The organism is Rhizobacter sp. (assembly GCF_032229685.1).
GTDB lineage: Bacteria > Pseudomonadota > Gammaproteobacteria > Burkholderiales > Burkholderiaceae_C > LMDS01.
The window spans coordinates 63,188-88,065 of sequence record NZ_JAVTWP010000011.1 but is presented as its reverse complement, the minus strand read 5'-3'; the positions used below and the strand labels follow the sequence as shown (position 1 = coordinate 88,065).

The window sequence follows — 24,878 nt, the reverse complement described above, 5'->3', positions numbered from 1 at the left end:
CCCTTACATGTCGCCCGAGCAGGTGCAGTTCGTGCGCAACGACCCGCGCAGCGACTTGTTCGCACTCGGCGTGATGCTCTACCACCTGGTGACCGGCGAGCGCCCGTTCGGCGCGCCCACGAGCGTGCGTGGCCTGCGCCAGCGCCTCTACCGCGACCCGGTGCCGCCGCGCGCGCTGCGCGCCGACTGCCCGCCCTGGCTGCAGGAAGTCATCCTGCGCTGCCTCGAGGTGAAGCCCGGCTTGCGCCACCAGAGCGCAGCACAGCTCGCCTTCGACCTGCAGCACCCCGAGCAGGTGGCGTTGACCGAGCGCGCCGCGCGCAGCGCGCGCAAGAGCGGCCTGCAGACCGCGCGGCGCTGGTTCATCGCGATGGGCGCCGAGCCGGCCGCCGACGCGAGCGCCGTGACCCAGACCACGCGCAGCCCGATCCTGATGGCCGCCGTCGACGTGGCAGGCGCCGAGCCACGCCTGCTCGACGCCGTGCGCACCACAGTGCAACGCCTGCTGCAGACCGAACCCGGCGCCCGCCTGGCCTGCGTGGCGGTGATGAAGATCAACCGAATCGGCATGGACGAGTTGCTCGACAAGGACGGCAGCAGCAAACACGTCAACCTGCTGGTGCAGCTCAAGCACTGGGCGCGCCCGACACAGCAGGCGCCCACACCGGGCGGCGCGGCTTTCGACGGGCGCGTCACCTTCCACGTGCTCGAAGCCCCCGACGCGGCCGCCGCGATCATCGACTACGCGCGCAAGAACCAAGTCGATCACATCGTGATGGGCGCGCGCAGCAGCGGTGGGTTGAGACGTTACCTCGGCAGTGTGTCGGCCAGGGTGGCGGCCGAGGCCGATTGTTCGGTCACGGTGGTGCGGACACCCGTGCCCGCGGCCGCTGGCGGCGGCTGACGACGCGCTCGTGCCGGTGTCCGAAAAAACCGACACCACGCACGTTTTGCCGGTGCTACCTTCGCACCGCCATGAAAAAACTCTGGGACATTTCCCCACCGATCGCTGCTGACTCGCCGCTCTTCCCCGGCGACACCGCCTACTCGCAGCAGTGGACGGCCGAGATCGGCCCTGGCTGCCCGGTCAACCTCAGCGCGATCACGATGTCACCGCACATCGGCGCACACGCCGATGCGCCGCTGCACTACGGCCCAGGTGCGCCGACGATCGGCGAAGTCGACCTCACGCCCTACCTCGGCCCCTGCCGCGTGATTCACGCGATCGGCTGCGGCGCGCTGGTCACGCCCGAGCACCTGCGCGCCTTTGTGGGCGATGGCATGCCACCGCGCGTGCTCGTGCGCACCTGCACCAAGGCGCCCACCGCGTGGTCGCCCGAGTTCAGCGCCTTCGCGCCCGAAACCATCGCCTGGCTGGCGTCGCTCGGCGTGCTGCTCGTCGGCATCGACAGCCAGTCGGTCGACCCGGCCGACAGCAAGACGCTCGCGAGCCACCAGCAACTGCTGAAGCACCACGTGCGCGTGCTCGAGAACCTGGTGCTCGACGACGTTGCTGCTGGCGACTACGAACTGATCGCCCTGCCCTTGAAACTGACCACCGCCGACGCCTCCCCGGTGCGCGCGGTCTTGCGAGAACTGTGATGACGACCACCCGAACCGACTGTGCCGCGCTCGACGCGACCGACCCGCTCGCCAGCCTGCGCAGCGAATTCACGCTGCCCGAAGGCGTGATCTACCTCGACGGCAATTCGCTCGGCGTGCTGCCCAAGGCCACGCCCGCGCGCATCGCGCAGGTGGTGCAGGAAGAATGGGGCCGCGACCTGATCCGCAGCTGGAACACCGCGGGCTGGGTCGACCTGCCGCAGCGCATCGGCAACCGGCTCGCGCCCCTCGTTGGCGCTGGCGAAAACGAGTTGATCGTCGGCGACTCGACGTCGGTGAACCTCTACAAGGCGCTGTGCGCCGCGGTCGAGTTGGTGAAGGCCGATGCACCGCAGCGCAAGCTCATCGTCTCGGAGCGCAGCAACTTTCCGACCGACCTCTACATCGCCGAGAGCGTGGCGCGCACGCACGGCTTCGAATTGAAGCTGATCGAAGCCGAAGACCTGGCCCACCACCTGAACGACGATCTCGCCGTGCTGATGCTCACCCATGTGAACTACCGCACCGGGCGCATGCACAACATGGCGCAGGTGACACAAAACGCCCACGCGGCCGGCGCGCTGGTGCTGTGGGACCTGGCGCATTCGGCCGGCGCCGTGCCCGTCGACCTGAAGATGGCCGACGCCGATTTTGCCGTCGGCTGCGGCTACAAGTACCTGAACGGCGGCCCCGGCGCGCCGGCCTTCGTGTGGGCGCACCCGCGCCACACCGCGCGCATGGACCACGACCAGCTGCGCCAGCCGCTGTCGGGCTGGTTCGGCCACGCAGCACCCTTCGAGTTCACGCCCGACTACCGGCCCGCGCTGGGCATCCAGCGCTTCGCCTGCGGCACGCCGCCAGTGCTGTCGATGAGCGCGCTCGACTGCGGCGTCGAGGTCTTTCTGAAGGCCGAAGCACTCGGTGGCATGGCCGCGTTGCGCAAGAAATCGATCGCGCTCACGACACTCTTCACCGAGCTGGTCGAAGCTCGTTGTGCCGGCCACGGCCTCACGCTCGTCACGCCTCGCGAGCCCGCACAACGTGGCAGCCAGGTCAGCTTCGCGCACGAGCAGGGTTACGCGATCATGCAGGCGCTGATCGCGCGCGGCGTGATCGGCGACTTCCGCGCCGGCGAGCTGGGCGCGGCGCCCGAGTCGTCGCACCTGCTGCGCTTCGGTTTCACGCCGCTCTACACCCGCTTCACCGAAGTGTGGGACGCGGTCGAGCACCTGCACCAGGTGCTGGCGACCGGCGAATGGCGCGAAGCGCGTTTCAACCAGCGCGCCGCCGTCACCTGAGGCCCGCCATGACCAGCCCCACCGAAAAGATCGTCGCCGAAGAAGGCGCGCAGCTCGATTTCTCGAAGGACATGAGCTACGCCGACTACCTGCACCTCGACCCCATCCTAGGCGCGCAGCACCCGCTTTCGCCGGCGCACGACGAGATGCTCTTCATCGTGCAGCACCAGACCAGCGAGCTGTGGATGAAGCTGCTGCTGCACGAGCTCGGCGCCGCCGTGCAGTGCGTGGCGGCCGACGAACTCGGCAGCGCGTTCAAGATGCTCGCGCGCGTCAGCAAGATCATGGAACAGCTCGTGCATGCCTGGGACGTGCTCGCCACGATGACGCCGCCGGAATACTCGGCGATCCGCCCTTACCTGTCGAACAGCAGCGGCTTTCAGAGCTGGCAGTACCGCTGCATCGAGTTCATGCTCGGCAACAAGAACGCGGCCATGCTGAAGCCGCACGCGCACCGGCCGGAAATTCTGGCGCGAGTCGACGCGGTCTACCGCGCGCCTTCGCTGTACGACGAGTCGCTGCGCCTGCTGGCCCGCCGCGGCCTGGCCGTGCCCGCATCGGCGCTGGAGCGCGACTGGACCAAAGCACACGAGGCCAGCGACGCTGTCGAGCAAGCCTGGCTCGTGGTCTACCGCGACCCGAAAGCGTATTGGGACCTGTACCAGCTCGGCGAAGAACTCACCGATCTGGAAGACACCTTCCGCCTCTGGCGCTTCCGCCACGTGACGACGGTCGAGCGTGTGATCGGCTTCAAGCGCGGCACCGGCGGCACCTCGGGGGTGGGCTACCTGCGCAAGATGCTCGACGTGGTGCTGTTCCCCGAGATCTGGAAGCTGCGCACCGATCTTTGAACACGGCAACGGCCGGCAGATGCCGGCCGCTGCGCGATCAACCCGCGTTCTCGGGCCAGACGAAGGTGGTGACCGCGTGGCCGCTGTGGGTCACGTGGACTTGGTGTTCGTGCAAGGCATGGCCGTTCAGGCTCGCCTCGACACGGTAGTCGCCGGCCGGCAGGCGCACCAGCATGAACGGGCCTTCGGCCACCTGGTCGAGCACGGCCTGCCCCTTGGCGTCGCGGATCGTCACGTGCGCGCTGGCCGTGAAGACCTCGCGCGCACCTTCACGCTCGAACAGCTGGATCGCCAGCGGAAACTGCCGGAACGCGCCTTCGAAGCGGTGCGCTTCGTCGATGTCCACGCCCCCGCTCACGAACGACGCCACGCCAGCGCTGCGCTCGGGCGGCAGCTGTGTCGACTCGGCCGAAGCGCCCATCGACACCGCCGCGGCCAGCACCGCAGCCAACGAGACACCCACTTGTTGAAGCAACTTCTTCATGACTTTCTCCTTGGTTCAACCCAGATTCACGGGCACGAAAATCTTCTCGCCGTCGCGCTGCACCAGCAGCGCCACGCTCTTCGGTTTGCCTTGCATCACGGCTTTCACCTGGTCGATCGACTGCACCGGTTTGCCGTTGATGGCGAGCAGCACGTCGCCTTCTTCGATACCGGCCCTGGCCGCCGGGCCGGCCACGCCTTCGACGACCAGGCCCTGCTCGATCTGCGACTGCTTGCGCTCGTCACGCGTGAGCGCGCGCAGCGACAGGCCGAGCTGGCCCTGCGGCACCGCGCCGTCGGCGTCGGCCACCTGCGTGGCGCCGGCGTCCGCAGCCTGCAGCTTCGCTTCGATCTCGCGCGGCGTCTTGTCGCGCCACACGGTCAGCTTGACCTTCTCGCCCGGCGCCGACAGGCCGATCAGGCTCGACAGCGCGCCCGAGCGCACCACCGGCTCGCCGTTCACTTCGGTCACCACGTCACCGGCCTTCAGCCCGGCCGCGGCCGCCGCGCTGTTTGGTGCCACGTTGGCGATCAGTGCGCCGTCGGGCTTCTTCAGGCCGAAGGATTCCGCCAGGCCCTGGTTCAGGTCTTGCACCGTCACGCCGAGGCGGGCGTGGCTGGCCTTGCCGGTCGAGACGATCTGGTCTTTCACCTTCAGCGCCACGTTGATCGGGATCGAAAAGCTCAGGCCCTGAAAGCCGCCGCTCTGCGAATAGATCTGCGCGTTGATGCCCACGACCGCACCGCTGCCGTCGAACAGCGGGCCGCCGGAATTGCCGGGGTTCACCGCCGCGTCGGTCTGAATGAAAGGCACGACCGCGTCACCCGGCAGCGAGCGGCCCTTGGCGCTCACGATGCCTTGCGTGGCGGTCTGCTCCAGGCCATAAGGCGCGCCGATCGCGAGCACCGGGTCGCCCACCTCGAGCTGGCGCGCGTCGCCGAGGCGCACCACCGGCAGGCCGGTGGCGTTGATGCGCAACACGGCGATGTCGGTCGTCGCGTCGGAACCCAGCACCTTGGCCGAGTACTCGCGCCGGTCGCTCAGCTTCACCGTCACTTCCTTCGCTTCGCGCACCACGTGCGCGTTGGTCAGGATCAGGCCGTCGCTGCTGATGATGAAGCCCGAGCCCATGCCCTTGAACGGCACCTGGCCGCCTTGCTGGCCCCGGCCCTGGAAGCCGGGCATGCCGCGGAAGAACTTGAAGAACGGGTCGTTCTCGATGCCAGGCGGCAGGCCCTGCTCTTCGGCAGAAGCCTTGTGCATGCCGGCCACGGTGACACCCACGACGGCCGGGCCCGACTGCTTGACGATGGCGCGGTAGTTCGGCGTGGCTTGCGCGTTCAGCATCGGCACCGGCGGCGGTGCGGCTGCGTCGGGCACCGCTGGCGTCACGGCAGCGGCCGTCGGGGCGGCCGCGGTCGTGGTGGCGGTTTTGCCTTTCAACCACGAAGGCACGTCGATCGCACCGGCGGTGGCAACGGTCAGGGCACCGGCCGCGAGCAACGCGGCGCTGAGGGGTTTGAGCTTCATGGCAACTCCTTCGTCTGAATGCTTCGCGGACGATTTCCGCATGCAGCAGAAGATAGGAGCGGCTGGTTAGGGCTCGGTTAGCGCTGCGTTAGGCGAAGGTTAAGACGCCGCGGCGAAGCGCACCGTCACGCACAGGCCACCGAGCTTCGAAGTGGACAGCGCGACCCGCGCGCCGTGCTGCTCGGCCACGCCGCGCACGATGGCCAGGCCCAGGCCCGAGCCCGGTTCGTCGCTGTTCGCGCGCCGGTAGAACCGGTCGAACACCCGCTCGTGCTCTTCGGGCGGGATGCCGGGGCCGTTGTCGTCGACCTGCAGCACCGGCTCGCCCGCCTCGCTGCCCACACGCAGCTCGACCCGCGAACCCGGCGGCGAGTAACGCAGCGCGTTGTCGGCCAGGTTGCGCACCAGCGCCGTCAGGGCAGCGGCGTCGCCATTCACCGGCACCGGCGCATCGGCGAGCAGGCTCAGCGTGGACCCGCGTGCGTTCGCCAAAGGCTGCGTCGCAGCGACGGCCTGGCGCACCAGTTCGCTCAGGTCGAGCCGTGCGGCGGCTGGCGCCGGTGCGCCGGGCTCGCTGCGCGCCAGCGCGAGCAGTTGTTCGACGAGCCGTGCCGCACGCGTGATGCCTTCGCCCAGCGCTTCGATGGCCAGCGCCCGCGAGCTGTCGTCGGGCGAGCGCTGCAGCAACTGCAGTTGCAGCTTCAGCGCCGTGAGTGGCGAGCGCAACTCGTGCGCCGCGTCGGCCACGAAAGCACGCTGCGTGTTCAGCGACGCGCCCAGGCGCTGCAACAAGGCGTTGAGCGCCTGCACCAGCGGCGCCACTTCGTCGGGCAGGCCTTCGCCGGGCAGTGGCTGCAGCGAGTGTTCGTCGCGCTCGCGCACGTCGGCCGCCACGCGGCGCAGCGGCGCCAGCGTGAGCGCGGCCAGCCACCAGATCACCAGCGCGAGCAACGGTGCGATGAAGAGCAGCGGCGCCACGCTGCGCAGCGCCGCGTCGGCTGCAAGGCGCTGGCGAATCAGCCGCGGCTGCGCCACCTGGATCACGCGCGTCGGCGTGGCCACGCCGAACGTGCGCCAGGTCTTGCCCTGCACGTTGATGTCGGCAAGGCCCAGCAGCGCACGCTCGGGCAGGGTGCTGTGCTCGCGCGAGGCATAGATGCTGCGGCCGTCGACCGTCCAGATCTGCACCACGAAGTCGAGCTGCTCGTCGTTCAACGCGTTGGCCTGGCCGGGCGCGATCTCGCCCTGGTCGCGCAGAGACAAGGCCATCTGGCGCAGCTGGTAGTCGAACAACGTTTCGGTTTCGGCCAGCACGTTGCGGTAGGTGAACCAGCCCATCACGAGCGCCGCCGCGGCCAGCATCGCCAGCAGCGACAACAGCAGGCGCACACGGATCGAATTCATGCGGGCTTGCCGCCGACGAAGTAGCCGACCCCGCGCACGTTCTGGATGAAGTCGGCGCCGAGCTTGCGGCGCAGCTGGTGGATGTAGACCGAAACCGCGTTGCTCTCGATCTCTTCACCCCAGCCGTAGAGCCGGTCTTCGAGCTGCGCGCGCGAGAGCAGCGCGCCGGGGCGTTGCATCAGCGCTTCGAGCACCGCGAACTCGCGCGCCGACAGCGCCACGGGCACACCACCCTGCGTGACCTGCTTGGTGGCCGGGTCGAGCGTGACGCCGCCGAACGACAGCGCCGGTTCGGCCCGGCCCGCACCACGCCGCAGCACGGCGCGGATGCGCGCGCCCAGTTCGTCGAGCTCGAAAGGTTTGACGAGGTAGTCGTCGGCGCCGGCGTCCAGACCCGTCACCTTGTCGCCGGGGCCGTCGCGCGCGGTGAGCACGATGAAAGGCGTGGTGTCTTGCCGCGCCCGCGCCGCGCGCAGCACGGCCAGGCCACCGGCCGGGTCGGCGGGCGCACCGGCGGCGCCACTGGCGGGCAGGCCGAAGTCGAGCAACACCAGGTCGAAGCGCTCGCTCGCCAGCGTGCTGGCGGCGGCCGCCGCGTCGCGCACCCAGTCGACGGCGTGGCCTTCGAGGCGCAAGGCCGCGCGCAGGCTCTCGCCGATCATGCGGTCGTCTTCCACCAGCAGCAGGCGCATCAGAGGTTCGCGGGGAGATTCTTCGGGTCCATCGGAAAAGCATACCTTGTGATGCAAATGCGGCGTGGCCGTGGCGCTGGCCGCGCGGTATCGTGCGGCTGGATCCACCTTGCCGAACCGATGCCGAACCAACTGCGCCACACCCTGCTCTCGTTCCGCGACCTGCTCGTGACCTTCGGGCCCTTCATCGTGCTCGCTGTCGCGCTGCTCGGGCTGGCCTACTGGGCGCTCGACCCGAACCCGCCGAAGAAGGTGGTGCTCGCCACCGGCGCCGACCAGGGTGCCTACGCCGAGTTCGGCAAGAAGTACGTGCAGGCGCTGAAGGCCTACGGCATCACCGTCGAGCTGCGGCCGACCCAGGGCGCGGCCGAAAACCTGCAGTTGCTGCGCGACCCGGCCTCGGGTGTCGACATCGCCTTCGTGCAAGGCGGCGCCGACGACCGCAGCGCACAGCAAGACGAAGAAGACACGAGCCTCGTGGCCCTCGGCAGCCTGTTCTACGAGCCGGTGTGGTTGTTCTACCGCAGCGACGCGGCGCAGCGCCTGCTGAAGGCACCCACGCTCACGTCGCTGTCGCAGTTGCCCGGCTGGCGCCTGAACATCGGTGCCGAAGGCAGCGGCGTGCCCAACCTCGTGAACAAGCTCATCGCGGCCAACAACATCGAGCCCGCCTCGCTCACGCTGCTGCGCCAGCCGCAAACCCCCGCCGTGGTGGCACTGCTGGGTGGCGAGGCCGACGCGCTGGTGTTCGCCTCGGCGCCAGAATCGCTGATGGTGCAGATGCTGCTGCAGACCCCCGGCATTTCGCTCTACAACTTTGCGCAGGCCGACGCCTATTCGCGCCGCTTCGCCTTCCTCACGCCGGTGACGCTGCCGCGCGGCGTGGTCGACCTGGCGCGTGACATGCCGCCGCAAGACGTGCGCCTGATCGCGCCCACCGCCACGCTGCTGGCGCGCAAGGAAACGCACCCGGCGCTGATCCAGCTGTTCGTGCAGACAGCGCAGCAAGTGCACGGCGGCGCCGGCTGGTTTCAGCGCAAGGGCGAGCTGCCGGTGGCGGCCGGCACCGAAGAGCCGCTGGCCAAGGAAGCACAGCGCTTCTACTCGCTCGGCACACCGGTCTTGCAGCGTTACCTGCCGTTCTGGCTCGCCAACCTGATCGACCGCATGTGGCCGGTGCTGGTCACGATCGTGGCGGCGCTGATCCCGCTGTCGCGCACGCTGCCGCCGCTGTACCAGTTCCGCATCCGCAAACGCATCTTCCGCTGGTATGCGCAGCTTCGCGAAGTCGAAGACGCGATCGACAAGCGGCCGGCCAACGAGTTGCTGCAAGACCTGAACGTGCTCGAAGAGCGCGTCGGGAATGTCAGCGTGCCGCTGAGCTACGCCGACGAGTTGTACGCGCTGCGCAGCAACATCCTGATGGTGCGACGGCGCTTGGCGGGCGCAGACGCCCCGCTGGTGGCGAACTCCTAAAATCTCCTCCACCGGATCGACAGGACACCCCTCATGGACACCCGCACCTCCCCCTTCCGCCTGCGCATCGAGCGGGTCCGTGACGCGCTGAAGAAACAGGGCCTCGCCGCCGTGCTGGTGCCGTCGAGCGACCCGCACCTGAGCGAATACCTGCCCGAGCGCTGGCAGGGGCGGCAGTGGCTTTCGGGCTTCACCGGCTCGATGGGCACGCTGGTGGTCACGCTGAACGGCGCGGCCGTGTTCGCCGACAGCCGTTACTGGGTGCAGGCCGAAGCCGAGCTCGCCGGCACCGGCACCGAGCTGGTGAAGATCCCGACCGGCACGGCCACCCACCACCTCGACTGGATCGCCAGCCATGTGTCGGCGGGCGACACCGTGGGTGTCGACGGCAACGTGCTCGGCCTGGCTGCCGCGCAGATGCTGCAGGGTGTGCTCGACCGCGCCAGCATCCGGCTGCGCACCGACTTCGACGCGCTCGCCGAAGTCTGGACCGAGCGCCCCGGCCTCCCGACCGCCGCCGTCTACGAACACCACGCACCGCAAGCGCCGCTGGCCCGCGCGACCAAGCTCGCGCAGGTGCGCGAAGCGATGGCGCGGCACGGCGCGAGCCACCACTTCGTCTCGACCGTCGACGACATCGCCTGGCTGTTCAACCTGCGCGGCGCCGACGTGAGCTTCAACCCGGTGTTCCTGGCGCACGCGCTGATCGAAGCCGACCACGTGACACTCTTCGTCGCCGACAACAAGGTCAGCGCCGAGTTGCAGGCCACGCTGGCAGCCGATGCGATCCACGTCGCGCCGTATGCACAGGCCGCGGCCGCCCTGGCCGCGCTGCCGACTGATGCGGTGCTGCTGATCGACCCGCGCCGCGTGACCTTCGGGCTGCGTGGCCACGCCAAGGTGCGCGTGGTCGAAGCGATCAACCCGAGCACGCTCTTCAAGAGCCGCAAGAACGCCGACGAAGCGGCCTTCGTGCGCGAGGCCATGGCGCAAGACGGCGCGGCCATGTGCGAGTTCTACGCGTGGTTCGAAGCCGCTCTGGGCAAGGAGCGCATCACCGAGCTGACCGTCGACGAAAAGCTCAGCGCGGCGCGCGCCAGGCGCCCCGGCTTCGTCGGCCTGAGCTTCAACACCATCGCCGCGTTCAACCCGAACGGCGCGATGCCGCACTACCGCGCCACGCCAGAATCGCACGCGGTGATCGAGGTGGCGCCTGGTGAAGGTGGCCTGCTGCTGATCGATTCCGGCGGCCAGTACCTCGGCGGCACGACCGACATCACGCGCGTGTGGCCGATCGGGCAGGTCACGGCCGAACACCGGCGTGACTACACGCTGGTGCTCAAGGGCACGATGGCGCTCTCGCGCACGCGCTTTCCGCGCGGCACGCTCTCGCCGATGCTCGACGCGATCGCGCGCACGCCGCTCTGGCAACACGGGCTCGACTACGGGCACGGCACGGGCCACGGCGTGGGCTACTTCCTGAACGTGCACGAAGGCCCGCAGAGCATCTCGAAGACCGTGCCCGACGCGAACATGGCCATGGAGCCCGGCATGATCACGAGCATCGAGCCGGGCCTGTACCGGCCGGGCCGCTGGGGCATCCGCATCGAGAACCTGGTGCTGAACGTGCCGGCCGCATCAAGCGGCCCGGCGGGCAGCACCGAGTTCGGAGAGTTCCTCGAGTTCGAGACGCTCACCTTGTGCCCGATCGACACCCGCTGCATCGAGCGCAGCCTGTTGCGGCAGGACGAAATCGACTGGCTCAACAGCTACCACGCGACGGTGCGCGAGAGGCTCAGCCCGCTCGTGACCGGGCCGGCGCTGGCTTGGCTGGTGGAACGCACCGCGGCGATCTGAGGCCGGAAAGCGCGTCGCGACCCGCGTTTCAGGCGCCGCGTGCCAACCGTTGATCGGCGCACGCCGCAGTTCATCCGCGCTGCGCCGCAGCCTGTCGCAAGTGCCTTGGCGACGAAGGTCGCCGCTCCTAGAGTTCGTTCCAAGCCAACCCGCAACGAACTTCTTCAGGAGCCCACCATGATCAGCCGCCTCACCGCTTTCGCCGCCACCTTCGCCGTTCTCGCCGCCGCCACGCTGACCTTCGCGACCGCCGCGCAGCAGCCCGCCGCGAGCCACGCGCCGCAAGCCAAACAGGTGCGCGTGGTGCAACTCGAGACCGTGACCGTGATCGGCCACCGTTCGGATCTGGCCCGCCACTGAACCCTCTGCAGATACCCCGCGAGTCGCCACCCGACTCCGGCTCACACGCCCCAGGCCTCCCGAACTCCGGGCCTCGGGCGTTTTTTTATGCCTGGCACGCTGATACGCTCGGCCCATGGCCCTCGCCCCTTTGCACACCCACCCGTCTTCGCCCGCCATCGGCGTGGACCTGGGCGGCACCAAGATCGAAGCCGTGGTGCTCGACGCCCAAGGCGCCAGCCTCTGGCGCGAGCGCGTGGCCACTCCCGCCGGCGACTACCGCGCCACACTCGCCACCGTGGCGGCACTGGTCGAGCGAGCCGAGAGCGAACTCGGTTTGCAGCAGTGCAGCGTCGGTGTCGGAACGCCCGGCTCGTTGACACGCTCGGGGCACATCAAGAACGCCAACTCGACCTGCCTGAACGGCGAAGCGCTGGAGCGTGATCTGGCAGATGTGTTGCGGCGCCCGGTGCGCCTCGCCAATGACGCCAACTGCCTGGCGCTTTCAGAAGCCACCGACGGCGCGGCCGCGGGCGCGGCGGTCTCGTTCAGCGTGATCCTGGGCACGGGTGTCGGCGCCGGCATCGTCGTCAACGGCCGTTTGCTGTCCGGCCCCAACGGGCTGGCCGGTGAATGGGGCCACAACCCGCTGCGGTGGGCCGACGCGCAGGAACACCCCGGGCTCACCTGTTATTGCGGGCAACGCGGCTGTGTCGAAACCTGGGTCAGCGGCCCCGGCCTCGCACGTGACCACGCGGCACTCGGCGGCGCAGCGCTCGACGCGCGCCAGATCGGCGAGCACGCAGCGGCGGGTGACGCGGCCTGCGAAGCCAGCTTGCAACGCTACGAGCGGCGCCTGGCCCGCAGCCTCGCCCACGTGATCAACGTGCTCGACCCCGACGTGATCGTGCTGGCCGGCGGTGTCTCCCAGTTGCAGCGGCTGTACACGAACGTGCCGCGCCTGTGGGCGCCGTTCGTCTTCAGCGGGGGCATCAAGGACAGCGTGAACACCCTGCTGGTGCAAAACCGGCACGGCGATTCTTCAGGCGTGCGCGGCGCCGCCTGGCTGTGGCGCTGATCGGCACCTGATCCGCGCCTGAGCGGCGCGCGTTCATCGCCGCGCGGCGCGCTTCGGCCGGCCAAAGTGGCAGCCTGTCGCATGCCGCTTCCGATGCGATCGCAGCGCTCCTAAAGTTCACTCCAACGCAGCAGACAAACACCGCTGCGACCCCAGGAGCCCACCATGATCGACCGCTACTTTACCGCCGCCCTCACCTTCGCGCTGTTCATCGGCGGCACGCTGGCCATCGGTTCGGAGCTGATCGGCATGGACCGGCCCGGCGCCTCCAAGAGCGCGCTGACGGCGCAAGCCCCGGTGGTGCAACTGCCCAGCGTGGAAGTGATCGGCCGCCGCCTGCAGGCCGCTTCGGCGGTCGCCAGCACGGCCCTGACCGAGCCAGGCGCGCAACGCCTGCAGTGAAGCGCTCTACAGGCCCGACCGCAACAAACGCGCCGACAAGGCCTGCGACAAGGTGTCGGCCGAGTCGCGCAGATGGGCACGGGCATCGGCCCCGAGGCCGGGGCGCACGGCCGCAGCCGCGATGCGGGTCGACAAGGCCTGCGCCCGTGAGCGCACCAGGCTGCGCGCGTCAGCCCGGCCGGAAGGGCTGGGACGCAGCAGCATCGCCGACACGCGGTTGATGTATTCGCGCTGCAGCTCGCGGCGCGGCGCGCCGATGTCGGTGCCACTGGCCAGCTCGCTCCAGACGTCGCGCTCCAGTCGGCCGTACAGCTCCGACAGCTGAAACGCGTCTTCGCGGCGGCTGGTCTTGCCCTGGCTGTCGATGATGCGCGCGGCCACGGCGTCGCTCATCAGCTGGCCGAGCAAAGCTCGCTGCAGGCCGAGCACACGCTGCGTCAGCGAAAAGTCGGTGGCGACCGAGCCTTCACCGCCGTACAACGCCTCGCCACGCTCCTGGAAGTCGGGTGCCAGGCGCCGCTGCAAGGCTGGCGACACCACCAGGCTGTCGGCCGCGAACAGGCTGCGCGACATCACGTCGAGCGCTTCACGCTGCACCGAAGCGGGCACGGGTTGCAGCGGGTCGCGCCCGCTGCCGGGGTAGTCGCGCAAGGTGCGCACGCCACCAATCTGGCGCGCCAGCACGCCGACCGCGCCGGCTGCGTCGGCCACCGCGAAGTCGAGCGAGCGGCGCAGCGAGGCGTAGTCTTCATCGGGCGAGAGCAGGCGCGATTCCTGGCGCTGGAACAGGTCGCGCGCGATCGCCAGGCGCTTGCGTGCGAAGGCCACGGCGTCGCTGCCCAGGTCGTATTGCAGCGCGTCAGGGTCGATGCCGAGAAAGTTGTCTTCGTCGGTGCCGTAAGCAAGCTCGGGCTCGCTGCTGCGCGCGGCGATGCGCGCCAGCTCAGCCTTCTCGTCGGCCAGCGCGATCGGCTTGTAGGCGTATTCGATGGCCCACAGATCGTAAGGGCCGAGCGCGCCCTGGAAAGGCGCGACCGGGCGGCCGCCGGGTGCGGCGAGGTTGATCGGCGCGTAGTCCATCACCGAGCCGGCCAGCGCGTTGCGGCGCGTGAACTCGGGGTCGGAAAGCTGAACGTCGCTGTAGACCTTGGAAGCACGAAAGTTGTGTCGCAGGCCGAGCGTGTGGCCGACCTCGTGCATCGTCACTTCCTTCAGGAATTCGAGCACGAACTGCTGCGCTTCCGGGCCTTCGGGGGCGAGCTCGCCACGCGCAGCGAGCACGTCCACGCCGTAGGCGAGTTGCTGGCCGGCCAGGTCGGCGTATTCGCAGCGGCTCGGGTCGGGGTGCTCGTGCCCGGCATGTTCGCCCGGGTCGGCGGGCGCCTGCAGCAGGCGGCGCCAGTCGATCGTGCTGGGCGGCAACACCTGCGCGCGCTGGGTGCGCCGGCTGCGCGCGGCGAAGGCCTCGATGGCGATGTTGCTGGCCAGGATCTCGCCACTGCGCGGGTCGACATGGCTCATGCCGATGGCCACGAACGACGGGCCGCTGTTGCTCATCCAGCGCACTGCCGACAAGCCCGGGTCGAAGGTGTCGAAGTCGGCATCGTCGGCCTGCACCTTGACCTCGATCGCGTTCGTGAAGCCGATCGCCTCGAAGGCCTTGTTCCATTCCAGGATGCCGGCGCGGATCGTGTCGCGGTACTGCAGCGGGATGCTGCGGTCGAGCCAGTAGACGAGCGGTTTGACCGGCTCGGACATCGCCGCCGACGGGTCTTTCTTCTCGAGCCGCCAGCGGTTGATCTGGCGCACCGTGGGCGAGCGCGCCGTGTCGCTGCCGAAGTCCTGCAAGGTCGACGTGAAGTGGCCGATGCGCGGGTCGGGCCGCCGTGCCGCCATGGGCTGGTCGGGCAGACGCGTCAGCGCGTACTGCAGCGTCATGAACAGGCTGCGCGGGTCGGGCACGCTGCGCGGCACGGTCGGCACCGGCGAGCCCGGCGGCGCGCCGAACTGCGGCGCGCTGATGGAGCCGGTGGCGTAGTGCGCCAGCACCTCGATCACCACGCTTTCGGGCTTGCCACGCACGGCCGTGATGGCCGAGTTGCGCGGGTCGAAGCCGTAACCCTGGCGGTAGGTGCGCTGCAGGTCGGCGGCGCGCCCGAGCATGTCGTTCAGGAACAGGCTGTTCAGGTCGACGAGCACCGACTTGGTCGCCGGGTTCGGCTGGCTCAGCACGGCCGCGCTGGCCAGCAGGCTCGGCGAGAACGCCGCCGTGAGGGCACGCGCTTCGGGCGTGCCGGCCGGCGCCACGTAGCGCGTGTTGCGCGCCAGCAGTTGCACCTGGTTGTTGATGCGGCGGAACTCGACCAGACGCGCGTCTTCGAACAGGCCGCCGAACAACCAGGCCTCGCCGATGCCGGTGGTGACCTTGGGCGACAGGAAGAACGGCTTGCCGAAGTCTTCGGGTTTGAGCTCGAGAAAGGCCCGCTCTTCACGCCGGTAGAGCGTGAACAGGCCTTCGATCTTCTGCGCGTCGCGCACCACCGCCGCGAACGGCTGCAGGTTGCTCGGCGGCGGGCCGCCGGGTTGCGGGCTGCCGGGCGGCACGCCCGACGCCGAGATCGCCGGCGCCGTGCCGACCTGCACCACGGCGCCCGGCCGCACCCAGCCGGGCAGCCATGAGGCGCAACCCGACAGCAGGGCCATCAGGGCGATCAGCAGGATTCGGGCGGCATGTCTCATGGGCTGAGTCTGGCAGGGGCGGCGCAGCGGCACCGCCGACTTGGCGATGCTGCAGTTTCGTCGAAGCGGCTGCTCGTGGCGCGTGCCAAAGCCCTACAACACGTGCCCGGCGAGCCAGACTGCCGCGAATGTCACGCCAGCACGCGCCGGTCGCGGTCGGTCACGCCGCTCACGGCCACGAGCAGCAGCAGCGCGGCCGCCCAGCCGAAGATCGATTCGAACCAGGTCAGCGCGGGCGTGACACTGCGCCACAAATCGTCGGGCCGCGCCGCTTCGGGTGGTAACGGCGCCCATTCGCGCGCCTGGCGCAGGTCGACCATCGGCAGAAGCAGGTCGAGCGAATAGAGCCACGGGTGGAAATCGGGCGCGATGCGGGCCGTAGTCCGTGTCGGGGCGATCGCGCGCTCTTCGTTCGCGGCCCAGTAGGCCGCACCGCACAGCAGCCACACCAGCACCATCGCACTGACCAGGCGCAGCGGCCGTTCACCGTAGCCGGCGACGACGCCGTAAAGCCGGTGGCAGGCACGCGGCAGCCAGCGCAGCGCCGCCGGCACTTCGGCAGCGATGCGCCCGATGCGCCCGAGGTGGCGCTCGCGCTGCATGAACACCAGGCTCGCGCCATGCGCGCGGCCGGTGCGGCGCAGCACGCTGATCAGGCGCCGCCACGGTTCCGGCCGGTAGTCTTCGTCGAGGTGCAGCGGCTCCTGGCGCCCCAGCCAGTCGAGCCGGAACGCCGCGTCGACAGGCGCGCCTTGGGCGAAGCGGCGGTACTTGAAGTCGTCGAGCACGAGGCGCTGGCCCCAGGTGCTGGCGTCGTCGGCGAGCGCGCCGGCGCGGGCCCCGGTGAGCGACGCGCCGATCAGCGGCGTCTGCAGTTCGCGCAGGCACAGCACGCCGCCGACGCGGGTGCGCTCGAGCAGCAGGGCCGGGTTCTGGTCCCAGCCCAGGTCACCGGCGGCGTCGAAACCGGCACCGGTGCAGTCGAGGTTGCCCTCGATGCGCGCGCGCTGCAGGCGCACCCGGCCCGAGGCCGAGAAGCCGCTGTCGAGGTAGACGTTGCCGGCCACGACGACGCGGTCGAGGTTGAGCGCGTCGCCGCGCCCGCCCTGGCTGTCGATGCGGGCCGTGAGCCGGGCCTTGTCGGCACGGATGTCACCACCGACCGTGACGCCGACGAACCGCACTTCGCCGATCGCCGCGAAGCCGGCCGAGATGATGAGGTCACCGCCGATGCGCGCGCCGTCGGCCACCAGCGGCTGGGTGGTCGTGGCCCGTGGGTCTGACTCGACACCGAACTGCGCACGTTCGCAGTTGAAGTCGCGCAGGATCTTCGCGTGCGAGAGCCGCACTTCGCCCTGCACGCTGCAGCCTGAGTTCAACGCCAGTTCGCCGACGATCACGCAGGCCTCAGCGCGCAGGCCCGGCAGCGAACAGTCGGGCAGGCCCAGGCTGCCGGCGATGCGCGCGGCGTCGAGCAGCAAAGTGGTGTCGAAGTGGCAGCGGTAGAACCACAGGCTCACTGGCACGGACGTGTCGACCAGGTTGAGGCGCCCCACGATCCACGCCCCCATCAACTGGATGCGCCGGCCGCGCGGGCGCGCGCCACGTGCGCCACCACGCGCCAGGAAAGCCACGAATTCGGCGCGCAGGGCCACCTCGGGCGAGGCCGCGCGCGGGCGCTGGTAGCCGACCTTGGCGATGCCGCCGCTCAGGCACCCGTCGAGCAGCACCTGCTCGGCCTTCCACAGCGGCTCGAAGTCCTGCAGCGCCAAACCAGCAGGCCGGGCTTCGCCCGGTCGGCTCGGTGTGGCGGGCTGCAGCGGCATCGTGTGGCGAGCGCTCCGCTTACTTCAGCGCCTTGTAGCGCAGGCGGTGCGGGCGTGCGCCTTCTTCGCCCAAGCGGCGTTTCTTGTCGGCTTCGTATTCCTGGTAGTTGCCGTCGAAGAAGACCCATTTCGAGTCGCCTTCGCAGGCCAGGATGTGCGTGGCGATGCGGTCGAGGAACCAGCGGTCGTGGCTGATGACCATCAGCGAGCCCGCAAACTCCAGCAGCGCGTCTTCGAGCGCGCGCAGCGTTTCCACGTCGAGGTCGTTCGACGGTTCGTCGAGCATCAGCACGTTGCCGCCCTGCGCCAGAGTCTTGGCCAGGTGCAGGCGGCCACGTTCGCCGCCCGACAGGCTTCCGACCAGCTTCTGCTGGTCGTTGCCCTTGAAGTTGAAGCGCCCGATGTAGGCCCGCGACGGCATCACGAACTTGCCGACGACGATGTTGTCGAGCCCGCCCGACACGTCTTGCCACACCGTCTTGTCGGCCTGCAGGTCTTCGCGGCTCTGGTCGACGAAGGCCATGCGCACCGTCGGGCCGATCTTCACGCTGCCGGAATCGGGTTGTTCCTTGCCGGCGATCATGCGGAAGAGCGTCGACTTGCCGGCGCCGTTCGGGCCGATGATGCCCACGATCGCGCCAGCCGGCACCTTGAAGCTCAGGTTGTCGATCAGCACGCGGTCGCCGAAGCTCTTGGTGACGTTCTCGAACTCGAGCACTTCGTTGCCCAGGCGCTCGCCGACCGGGATGAAGATCTCGTTGGTCTCGTTGCGCTTCTGGTAGTCGGTGTCCGACAGTTCCTCGAACCGGGCCAGACGTGCCTTGCTCTTGGCCTGGCGGCCCTTCGGGTTGGCGCGCACCCATTCGAGCTCTTTTTTCATCGCGCGGGTGCGTGCGTCTTCGGTCTTCTGCTCCTGCTCGATGCGCGCTTCCTTCTGCTCGAGCCAGGTGCTGTAGTTGCCCTTGTACGGAATGCCACGGCCGCGGTCGAGTTCGAGAATCCACTCGGCCGCGTTGTCGAGGAAGTAGCGGTCGTGGGTGATCGCGACCACGGTGCCCGGGTAACGCTGAAGAAACTGCTCGAGCCAGTCGACCGATTCGGCGTCGAGGTGGTTGGTGGGTTCGTCGAGCAGCAGCATGTCGGGCTTGCTGAGCAGCAGGCGGCACAAGGCCACACGGCGTTTTTCGCCGCCAGAGAGCACGCCAACAACGGCGTCCCAGGGCGGCAGGCGCAGCGCGTCGGCCGCGATCTCGAGCTGTTGGTCGGTGTTCTCGCTGCCGCTGGCCGCGATGATGGCTTCGAGCTCGGCCTGCTCGGCGGCGAGCTTGTCGAAGTCTGCGTTCTCTTCGCCGTATTCGGCGTACACCTCGTCGAGGCGCTTCTTCGCTGCCAGCGCGCCGCCGATGCCTTCTTCGACGGCCTGGCGCACGGTCTGGTCGGCATTCATCACCGGCTCTTGCGGCAAGTAGCCGATCTTCAGGTCGGGCATCGGCGTGGCTTCGCCTTCGATGTCGTGGTCGATGCCGGCCATGATCTTCAGCAAGGTCGACTTGCCCGAGCCGTTGGTGCCGAGCACGCCGATCTTGGCGCCGGGGAAGAAGCTGAGCGAGATGTCCTTCAGGATCTGACGCTTCGGCGGCACGATCTTGCCGACCCGATTCATTGTGAAGACGTATTGCGCCATGGTTCTTTCGAGTGGATGGGTGGAGGGTGGCCCGACCTGTGGTGGCAGGCAATCCCCGATGTCGGCGGATCGCGCAAGCGGCAGGGCTTGGCCGATGCGGGCGGAATGCACGATTATCCCGGAACGGCCGGCGCCCGAGGGTTTGCCCGGTACAATGCGGCCACCAGCCCAGCACCCAGTCACTGCGCTGACGTCATTTCTGACCCGAGCCCCGCGCTCGAACAAGCTCCTTCTGCCTGCGACTGGCGCCCGAAGTAAGAGCGACAGGCCGACCCCTCCCCGTTTGGAATCCCATGTCCTTTGACACTCTCGGCCTCGCCGAGCCCTTGCTGCGTGCCGTTGCGGAATACGGCTACACCACCCCCACGCCGATCCAGTTGCAGGCCATTCCGGCCGTGCTTTCCGGTGGCGACGTGATGGGCGGCGCACAAACCGGCACCGGCAAGACCGCCGGCTTCGTGCTGCCGATGCTGCACCGCCTCATGGCCAACCCCGCGGCGCGCGATGCGAAGGGCAAGCTGCCCATCCGCGCGCTGATCCTCACCCCCACCCGCGAACTCGCCGCGCAGGTCGAAGAAAGCGTTCGCACCTACGGCAAGCACTCGAAGCTCACCAGCATGGTGATGTTCGGCGGCGTCGGCATGCAGCCGCAGATCGACAAGCTGCGCCGCGGCGTCGACATCCTCGTGGCCACGCCCGGCCGCTTGCTCGACCACCACCAGCAGCGCACCCTCGACCTCTCGCACATCGAGATCTTCGTGCTGGATGAGGCCGACCGCATGCTCGACATGGGTTTCATCCACGACATCAAGAAGGTGCTCGCGGTGCTGCCGGCGAAGAAGCAGAGCCTGCTCTTCAGCGCCACCTTCAGCGACGAGATCAAGGCCCTGGCCGACCGCCTTCTGAATAAGCCGGTGCTGATCGAAGTGGCGCGCCGCAACCAGACCAACGACCAGATCGCCCAGAAGGTGCACCCGGTCGGCCGCGAGATGAAGAAGGATCTGCTGATCCACCTCATCAAAGAGAACGACTGGGACCAGGTGCTCGTCTTCACGCGCATGAAACACGGCGCGAACCGGCTCGTCGAACACCTGCTGAAGGCGAACATCAGCGCGATGGCGATCCACGGCAACAAGAGCCAGACCGCCCGCACCAAGGCGCTGGCCGAGTTCAAGACCGGCGACCTCACCGTGCTGGTCGCGACCGACATCGCCGCGCGCGGCATCGACATCGACATGCTGCCGCACGTGGTGAACTACGAGCTGCCCAACGTGCCCGAAGACTATGTGCACCGCATCGGCCGCACCGGCCGCGCCGGCGCCAAGGGCGAAGCGGTGTCGCTGGTGTGCGTGGACGAGAACGGCTTCCTGCGTGACATCGAACGCCTCATCAAACGCGAGATCCCGAAAGAGATCGTCCCCGGCTTCGAGCCGCACCCCAGCGAAAAGGCCGAGCCGATCGTGCTCGGCCGCATGGTGATCGGCGAAGGCGCTGGCCGCGGCGGGCATCGCCATCACGCCGGCGGTGGTGGCCGGGGCGGCCATGGTGGCGGCGGCGGTGGTGGTGGCCAGCGTGGCGGCAACGATTCGCGCTCGCCGGCACGCCCGGGCGGCGCACGCCCCGACGGCCAACGCAGCGGCCGCCCGCCTGCACGCCTGGGCCAACCCAAGCGCTGACCTCACCCGGCCGGTGGCGCCCCGCGCCACACGGCAGGAATTGGACACAACCCGGCGCACGCGCGGCGGGTACAGTGCGCCCGCATGGGCTCGAAACAAGCACCGAAAGCGCTACCCCGCACCGCACTGCTGGCGGGCGCCACCGGCCTGATCGGCCGTGCGCTGCTGCCGCTGCTCGAACAGAGCGAGGCCTACTCGCTCGTGCACGTGCTGGTGCGCCGGGCCGTCAGCGGCATCGAAACCCACCCCAAGGTCACGTTCCAGACGGTCGACTTCGCGCACCTGCCGCAGCCGTTCCCGAAGGTCGACGACGTCTACATTGCGCTCGGCACCACGATCAAGGTGGCGGGTTCCGAAGCCGCGTTTCGCCAGGTCGATTTCGACTTCGTGCTCAACACGGCGCGCGCTGCGCGAGCCGCCGGCGCGCAGCGGCTGGCGGTCGTGTCCGCGCTCGGTGCCGACGCGAACTCGCGGGTGTTCTACAACCGCGTGAAAGGTGACATGCAGGCCGCGGTGGCCGCGCTCGGTTATGAGTCGGTCACCATCGCCCAGCCTTCCTTGCTGATGGGCGACCGCGCCGCACTCGGCCAGCCGGTGCGCAGCGGCGAAGTCTGGGCGACGCGGCTCTTTTCTCCGGTGATGTGGATGGTGCCCAAAGGCGTGCGGCCGATCCAGGCGAGTGCGGTGGCAACTGCTCTGCTGGCGGCCGCGCTGGCCGGCAAACCCGGCTTGCGGATGTTGGGCTCGGGGCAGATGCAGGCGCGCACGCGCTGATGGCGGAGCACGTTTCGCTCTCGGCCGTGTACGACGATGCCGCTTGCATCGTCGTCATCAAACCTGCCGGCTTGTTGTCGGTGCCAGGCCGCGGCGAACACCTGCAGGACTGCGTGTCCTCGCGGGTGCAAGCGATGTTCGGCGACGCGTTGATCGTGCACCGGCTCGACATGGCCACCTCGGGCCTGATGCTGTTCGCGCGTGGTGCCGCGGCGCAGCGCAGCCTGAGCATCGCTTTCGCGGCCCGCGAGGTGCACAAGCGCTACACCGCGGTCGTGAGCGGCCGCGTCGAAGCAGACAGCAGCGAGATCAACCTGCCGCTGATCGCCGATTGGCCGAACCGCCCGAAGCAGAAAGTCGATCACGAGCACGGCAAGCCGTCGCTCACGCGCTGCCGCGTGCTCGCACGCGATGAGGCCGCAGGCACCACACGCGTCGAGCTGGAACCCGTGACGGGTCGTGCACACCAGTTGCGTGTGCACCTGCTGAGCATCGGCCACCCGATCGTCGGCGACACGCTCTACGCGCCACCCGCGGTGCAAGCGCAGGCCGGGCGTTTGCTGCTGCACGCGAGCGCGTTGCGCTTCGTGCACCCGACGAGCGGCGCGCCGATGGCGTTCGAGTCAGCCGCGCCCTTCTGAACCGGGGCCGTCGCGTTCCTAACCGCTGCCGTGTTTCATGCGCTGGCGTTCGCGCGAGGCCTTGCCACGCTGTTTCCATACCGACACTTGCTGCTGCCGTTCGAGCACGCTCATCGTGTCGCGCCGCGCTTCGCGCAAGAGCTTGTGGTAGTTGCGCAGGCGGTCGCTGCCCACGCCTTCGCGCACGGCGCAACCCGGTTCGTCGTGGTGCCTGCAATCACGAAAGCGGCAGCTCGCGGCCAGCGATTCGATGTCGCCGAAGGTCGCCGACAGCGCCGCCTCGTCGATGTCGGGCCGCAGCGTGCGCAGACCCGGCGTATCGATCACGCAGGCGCCGCCCGCCAGGCAGTGCAGCGAACGCGAGGTGGTGGTGTGTTTGCCTCGGCTGTCGTGCTCGCGCACCGCACCGGTGTCTTGCACCGCTGCGCCGATCAGCGTGTTGGTGAGTGTCGACTTGCCGGCCCCCGATGAACCGAGCACCACCAGCGTCTGGCCCGCGCCCAGGTAGGCGAGCAGGCGATGCCGGGTGTGCGGGTCGGTGCCATCGACGGCGAGCAGATCGACCTGCGCCGGCAATCGCCCTTGCAGCGAAGCGATGCGCGCTTCGAGCGCACCCTCGGTGCGCGCGATCACGTCGGCCTTGGTCAACACGACAACCGGCAGCACGTCGCTGGCCTGCACGAGCGCCAGGTAACGCTCGAGCCGGCGCGGGTTGAAGTCGTCGTCGAGGCCCATCACCAGCAAAGCCGTGTCGACATTGCTGACGACCGGGTGGCGCCGGCCGTCGGCGTCGCGCCGCACGATGCGCGACAGCGGCGGCACACGCGCCGTGACCCAGCGCTGGCCGTGCAGGTCGCACTCGGCCAGCACCCAGTCGCCGACCGCGAGCGCGCTCTCTTCATCGGCCAGCGCACGCGTGAGACGGGGCAGCACACGCGCGTCGTGTTCTTCTTCGCCATCGTGCAGCCGCACGGTTTCGCGGTGCACTTCGGTGAGCCGCAGCAGTTGTCTCGAGTCGTCAGGGGTCTCCGGTGAAAGGGTGGCAGCGAGATGGGCCAGCGCCGGCGTGAGGCCGAGTGTGCGCAGGCGTTCGAAATGAATCTGGATCATGTGATCGTGAACCTTCGTTTCCGAAGACGCGGGCTGCACGCAGCCACGCGCCGGTCGGCCAGGACGCAGGTGTGCGTCAGGCCCGTGGTGGGGAAAAGAGGTCGGCAGCGGCGTGAAGCCGTGCGAAGGATCAGTGCTCGGTCAGCGCCCCGAAGAACTCGGGGCACGGTGCCGGGGAGGCACCTGAAAGTTCAACGAGTACGAAAGCGCAGGCTCAGGCGGCGGCCGACGTGAGGGCAGTGTTGAATGTCTTCATGGGGCACCTCCTGCGAATCGTGGATCGGGTCGGAACGAAGCGGCTCGCTTCGCAACGGCGCGCAGTATGCGGCGATGCGGGCGACCGCGTCAACCGCCCGTGGGCCGAGCGCTGCTTCACTTGCTTTTCTGCAACGCGGCCACATCTTCGAAAAGGGTCTTTGGCGCCTCGTATGATCGCGCCGTTTGTTCGGCTCTTGAACTCCAGAAGGACGTGGCAATGAAATCCTTGATCTTGGCTCTGTCGATGGCCGTGTTCGCAGCCGGCATGGCCCCTGCGGTGAGCGAAGCCAAGCGCCTGGGCGGTGGTGGCTCGTCGGGCATGCAGCGCAGCATGCCGGCGCGCAGCACGCCCGACGCCACACCGGCCAAGCCCGCGCAAGCGGCACCGGCTGCTGCAGCAGCAGCGCCCGCCGCCGCAGCAGCGGCCACGCCGAAGCGCTCGTGGATGGGCCCGCTCGCCGGCCTGGCCGCCGGTCTGGGCATCGCTGCATTGATGAGCCACCTGGGCTTGGGCGCCGAGTTCGGCAACATCATCATGATGGTGCTGTTGGGGCTGGTCGCTTTCGTGGCCATCCGCTTCCTGATGGCCCGCTTCGGCCGCGGCAACGCGCGCCCGGCGATGGCCACACCGAACGGCATGCAGTTCGCCGGTGCCGGCGCCGGCAACAACAACCCGCCGGCGCCACTGGGCGGCTCGGGTTGGGGCTCGGCCGCCGCCGCTGCGCCGGTCGCGCTGCCGGTGGCCGCTGCGGCCACCGCCGGGAGCCTGCCCGAAGGCTTCGACACTGCGGCCTTCGAGCGCATCGCGAAGATGATCTTCATTCGCCTGCAGGCGGCAAACGACGCTTCCGATCTGAACGACCTGCGCAACTTCACCACGCCGGAAATGTTCGCGTCGATCCGCCTCGAGTTGCAGGAGCGCGGTGCCAGCACGCAGCAGACCGATGTGGTCAAGATCGACGCCGAGGTGCTCGACTTCGCGACCGAGAGCGAACGCCAGATCGTCAGCGTGCGCTTCCACGGCCTGATCCGCGAAGACAAGGACGGTGTGGCTAACCCGTTCGACGAGATCTGGCACATGGTGAAGCCGACCGACGGCAGCCGCGAATGGGCCATCGCCGGCATCCAGCAAAGCCATTGATCGGCGCGCCGATCTG

General features: G+C 69.0%; 21 protein-coding genes. 13 read left to right on the top strand and 8 right to left on the bottom strand.

Translation table 11 applies throughout. The features are described from left to right. From AC30PD_RS05655 to kynA, 4 genes are all read left to right on the top strand, one after another. Window positions 1-904: serine/threonine protein kinase (locus AC30PD_RS05655; RefSeq protein ID WP_489534675.1), on the top strand; the 904-nt coding region annotated here is incomplete at its 5' end. Window positions 905-975: 71 nt separating this feature from the next. After that, window positions 976-1,602 carry an arylformamidase gene (kynB, locus tag AC30PD_RS05650; RefSeq protein ID WP_489534674.1) on the top strand — a complete coding sequence of 209 codons (627 nt, stop codon included), beginning with the start codon at window positions 976-978 and terminating at the stop codon, window positions 1,600-1,602. After that, complete coding sequence (gene kynU, locus AC30PD_RS05645) at window positions 1,602-2,900, top strand: kynureninase (RefSeq protein ID WP_489534673.1); 1,299 nt, start codon at window positions 1,602-1,604, stop codon at window positions 2,898-2,900. Before kynB ends, kynU begins: the two co-directional genes overlap by 1 nt. A gap of 8 nt (window positions 2,901-2,908) precedes the next feature. Continuing rightward, entirely contained in the window at window positions 2,909-3,751 is an 843-nt protein-coding gene (gene kynA, locus AC30PD_RS05640) for a tryptophan 2,3-dioxygenase (RefSeq protein ID WP_489534672.1), read from the top strand. Window positions 3,752-3,788: 37 nt separating this feature from the next. Here the strand turns inward: kynA and AC30PD_RS05635 are convergent, their stop codons facing one another. The 4 genes from AC30PD_RS05635 to AC30PD_RS05620 form a co-directional block, all read right to left on the bottom strand. After that, the gene (locus AC30PD_RS05635; protein ID WP_489534671.1) at window positions 3,789-4,235 is read right to left on the bottom strand and encodes a carboxypeptidase regulatory-like domain-containing protein; all 447 of its coding nucleotides are present in this window, start codon (window positions 4,233-4,235) and stop codon (window positions 3,789-3,791) included. Window positions 4,236-4,250: 15 nt separating this feature from the next. Continuing rightward, window positions 4,251-5,765 carry a Do family serine endopeptidase gene (locus AC30PD_RS05630; RefSeq protein WP_489534670.1) on the bottom strand — a complete coding sequence of 505 codons (1,515 nt, stop codon included), beginning with the start codon at window positions 5,763-5,765 and terminating at the stop codon, window positions 4,251-4,253. A 99-nt stretch (window positions 5,766-5,864) separates the two neighbouring features. Next, window positions 5,865-7,169 (bottom strand): ATP-binding protein, encoded by a 1,305-nt coding sequence (locus tag AC30PD_RS05625; protein ID WP_489534669.1) that lies wholly within the window; start codon window positions 7,167-7,169, stop codon window positions 5,865-5,867. Further along, on the bottom strand, window positions 7,166-7,861 hold the full coding sequence (locus AC30PD_RS05620; RefSeq protein ID WP_489534668.1) for a winged helix-turn-helix domain-containing protein: 696 nt from the start codon (window positions 7,859-7,861) through the stop codon (window positions 7,166-7,168). Before AC30PD_RS05620 ends, AC30PD_RS05625 begins: the two co-directional genes overlap by 4 nt. Window positions 7,862-7,981: 120 nt before the next feature. Between AC30PD_RS05620 and AC30PD_RS05615 the strand changes: the two genes are divergently transcribed. The 5 genes from AC30PD_RS05615 (at window position 7,982) to AC30PD_RS05595 (ending at window position 13,013) form a co-directional block, all read left to right on the top strand. Beyond that, window positions 7,982-9,337: a TAXI family TRAP transporter solute-binding subunit gene (locus tag AC30PD_RS05615; RefSeq protein ID WP_489534667.1), complete on the top strand. Its 1,356-nt coding sequence runs from the start codon at window positions 7,982-7,984 to the stop codon at window positions 9,335-9,337. A gap of 33 nt (window positions 9,338-9,370) precedes the next feature. Further along, on the top strand, window positions 9,371-11,194 hold the full coding sequence (locus tag AC30PD_RS05610) for an aminopeptidase P family protein (protein WP_489534666.1): 1,824 nt from the start codon (window positions 9,371-9,373) through the stop codon (window positions 11,192-11,194). A 177-nt stretch (window positions 11,195-11,371) separates the two neighbouring features. Beyond that, window positions 11,372-11,554: a hypothetical protein gene (locus tag AC30PD_RS05605; protein ID WP_489534665.1), complete on the top strand. Its 183-nt coding sequence runs from the start codon at window positions 11,372-11,374 to the stop codon at window positions 11,552-11,554. 115 nt (window positions 11,555-11,669) lie between these two features. After that, window positions 11,670-12,611: an ROK family protein gene (locus AC30PD_RS05600; RefSeq protein ID WP_489534664.1), complete on the top strand. Its 942-nt coding sequence runs from the start codon at window positions 11,670-11,672 to the stop codon at window positions 12,609-12,611. A gap of 165 nt (window positions 12,612-12,776) precedes the next feature. Then, window positions 12,777-13,013, top strand: coding sequence for a hypothetical protein (locus AC30PD_RS05595; protein WP_489534663.1), 237 nt, complete (start codon window positions 12,777-12,779; stop codon window positions 13,011-13,013). Window positions 13,014-13,019: 6 nt separating this feature from the next. Here the strand turns inward: AC30PD_RS05595 and AC30PD_RS05590 are convergent, their stop codons facing one another. From AC30PD_RS05590 to ettA, 3 genes are all read right to left on the bottom strand, one after another. Continuing rightward, window positions 13,020-15,752, bottom strand: a complete 2,733-nt coding sequence (locus AC30PD_RS05590; protein WP_489534662.1) for a zinc-dependent metalloprotease — start codon at window positions 15,750-15,752, stop codon at window positions 13,020-13,022. A 131-nt stretch (window positions 15,753-15,883) separates the two neighbouring features. Beyond that, window positions 15,884-17,578: a hypothetical protein gene (locus AC30PD_RS05585; RefSeq protein ID WP_489534661.1), complete on the bottom strand. Its 1,695-nt coding sequence runs from the start codon at window positions 17,576-17,578 to the stop codon at window positions 15,884-15,886. 19 nt (window positions 17,579-17,597) lie between these two features. Next, window positions 17,598-19,262 (bottom strand): energy-dependent translational throttle protein EttA, encoded by a 1,665-nt coding sequence (gene ettA, locus AC30PD_RS05580; protein WP_489534660.1) that lies wholly within the window; start codon window positions 19,260-19,262, stop codon window positions 17,598-17,600. A gap of 293 nt (window positions 19,263-19,555) precedes the next feature. Between ettA and AC30PD_RS05575 the strand changes: the two genes are divergently transcribed. From AC30PD_RS05575 to AC30PD_RS05565, 3 genes are all read left to right on the top strand, one after another. After that, window positions 19,556-20,938 carry a DEAD/DEAH box helicase gene (locus AC30PD_RS05575; protein WP_489534659.1) on the top strand — a complete coding sequence of 461 codons (1,383 nt, stop codon included), beginning with the start codon at window positions 19,556-19,558 and terminating at the stop codon, window positions 20,936-20,938. An 84-nt stretch (window positions 20,939-21,022) separates the two neighbouring features. Continuing rightward, complete coding sequence (locus AC30PD_RS05570) at window positions 21,023-21,712, top strand: NAD(P)H-binding protein (protein WP_489534658.1); 690 nt, start codon at window positions 21,023-21,025, stop codon at window positions 21,710-21,712. Further along, the gene (locus AC30PD_RS05565) at window positions 21,712-22,353 is read left to right on the top strand and encodes an RluA family pseudouridine synthase (protein ID WP_489534657.1); all 642 of its coding nucleotides are present in this window, start codon (window positions 21,712-21,714) and stop codon (window positions 22,351-22,353) included. The genes AC30PD_RS05570 and AC30PD_RS05565 overlap by 1 nt, the downstream gene beginning before the upstream one ends. A gap of 18 nt (window positions 22,354-22,371) precedes the next feature. Here AC30PD_RS05565 and rsgA read toward each other — a convergent pair whose 3' ends face one another. Next, window positions 22,372-23,463: a ribosome small subunit-dependent GTPase A gene (rsgA, locus tag AC30PD_RS05560; protein ID WP_489534656.1), complete on the bottom strand. Its 1,092-nt coding sequence runs from the start codon at window positions 23,461-23,463 to the stop codon at window positions 22,372-22,374. 475 nt (window positions 23,464-23,938) lie between these two features. On the opposite strand from rsgA, the gene AC30PD_RS05555 reads away from it, so the two are divergent. Then, on the top strand, window positions 23,939-24,862 hold the full coding sequence (locus AC30PD_RS05555; RefSeq protein WP_489534655.1) for a Tim44 domain-containing protein: 924 nt from the start codon (window positions 23,939-23,941) through the stop codon (window positions 24,860-24,862). The last annotated feature ends 16 nt before the right edge of the window (window positions 24,863-24,878 follow it).

Excerpts from the sequence above, each read along its gene's own strand:
- kynB (WP_489534674.1), top strand. The coding sequence starts at position 976 with ATGAAAAAACTCTGGGACATTTCCCCACCGATCGCTGCTGACTCGCCG.
- kynU (WP_489534673.1), top strand. The coding sequence starts at position 1,602 with ATGACGACCACCCGAACCGACTGTGCCGCGCTCGACGCGACCGACCCG.
- kynA (WP_489534672.1), top strand. The coding sequence starts at position 2,909 with ATGACCAGCCCCACCGAAAAGATCGTCGCCGAAGAAGGCGCGCAGCTC.
- AC30PD_RS05635 (WP_489534671.1), bottom strand. The coding sequence starts at position 4,235 with ATGAAGAAGTTGCTTCAACAAGTGGGTGTCTCGTTGGCTGCGGTGCTG.
- AC30PD_RS05630 (WP_489534670.1), bottom strand. The coding sequence starts at position 5,765 with ATGAAGCTCAAACCCCTCAGCGCCGCGTTGCTCGCGGCCGGTGCCCTG.
- AC30PD_RS05625 (WP_489534669.1), bottom strand. The coding sequence starts at position 7,169 with ATGAATTCGATCCGTGTGCGCCTGCTGTTGTCGCTGCTGGCGATGCTG.
- AC30PD_RS05620 (WP_489534668.1), bottom strand. The coding sequence starts at position 7,861 with ATGCGCCTGCTGCTGGTGGAAGACGACCGCATGATCGGCGAGAGCCTG.
- AC30PD_RS05615 (WP_489534667.1), top strand. The coding sequence starts at position 7,982 with ATGCCGAACCAACTGCGCCACACCCTGCTCTCGTTCCGCGACCTGCTC.
- AC30PD_RS05610 (WP_489534666.1), top strand. The coding sequence starts at position 9,371 with ATGGACACCCGCACCTCCCCCTTCCGCCTGCGCATCGAGCGGGTCCGT.
- AC30PD_RS05605 (WP_489534665.1), top strand. The coding sequence starts at position 11,372 with ATGATCAGCCGCCTCACCGCTTTCGCCGCCACCTTCGCCGTTCTCGCC.
- AC30PD_RS05600 (WP_489534664.1), top strand. The coding sequence starts at position 11,670 with ATGGCCCTCGCCCCTTTGCACACCCACCCGTCTTCGCCCGCCATCGGC.
- AC30PD_RS05595 (WP_489534663.1), top strand. The coding sequence starts at position 12,777 with ATGATCGACCGCTACTTTACCGCCGCCCTCACCTTCGCGCTGTTCATC.
- AC30PD_RS05590 (WP_489534662.1), bottom strand. The coding sequence starts at position 15,752 with ATGAGACATGCCGCCCGAATCCTGCTGATCGCCCTGATGGCCCTGCTG.
- AC30PD_RS05585 (WP_489534661.1), bottom strand. The coding sequence starts at position 17,578 with ATGCCGCTGCAGCCCGCCACACCGAGCCGACCGGGCGAAGCCCGGCCT.
- ettA (WP_489534660.1), bottom strand. The coding sequence starts at position 19,262 with ATGGCGCAATACGTCTTCACAATGAATCGGGTCGGCAAGATCGTGCCG.
- AC30PD_RS05575 (WP_489534659.1), top strand. The coding sequence starts at position 19,556 with ATGTCCTTTGACACTCTCGGCCTCGCCGAGCCCTTGCTGCGTGCCGTT.
- AC30PD_RS05570 (WP_489534658.1), top strand. The coding sequence starts at position 21,023 with ATGGGCTCGAAACAAGCACCGAAAGCGCTACCCCGCACCGCACTGCTG.
- AC30PD_RS05565 (WP_489534657.1), top strand. The coding sequence starts at position 21,712 with ATGGCGGAGCACGTTTCGCTCTCGGCCGTGTACGACGATGCCGCTTGC.
- rsgA (WP_489534656.1), bottom strand. The coding sequence starts at position 23,463 with ATGATCCAGATTCATTTCGAACGCCTGCGCACACTCGGCCTCACGCCG.
- AC30PD_RS05555 (WP_489534655.1), top strand. The coding sequence starts at position 23,939 with ATGAAATCCTTGATCTTGGCTCTGTCGATGGCCGTGTTCGCAGCCGGC.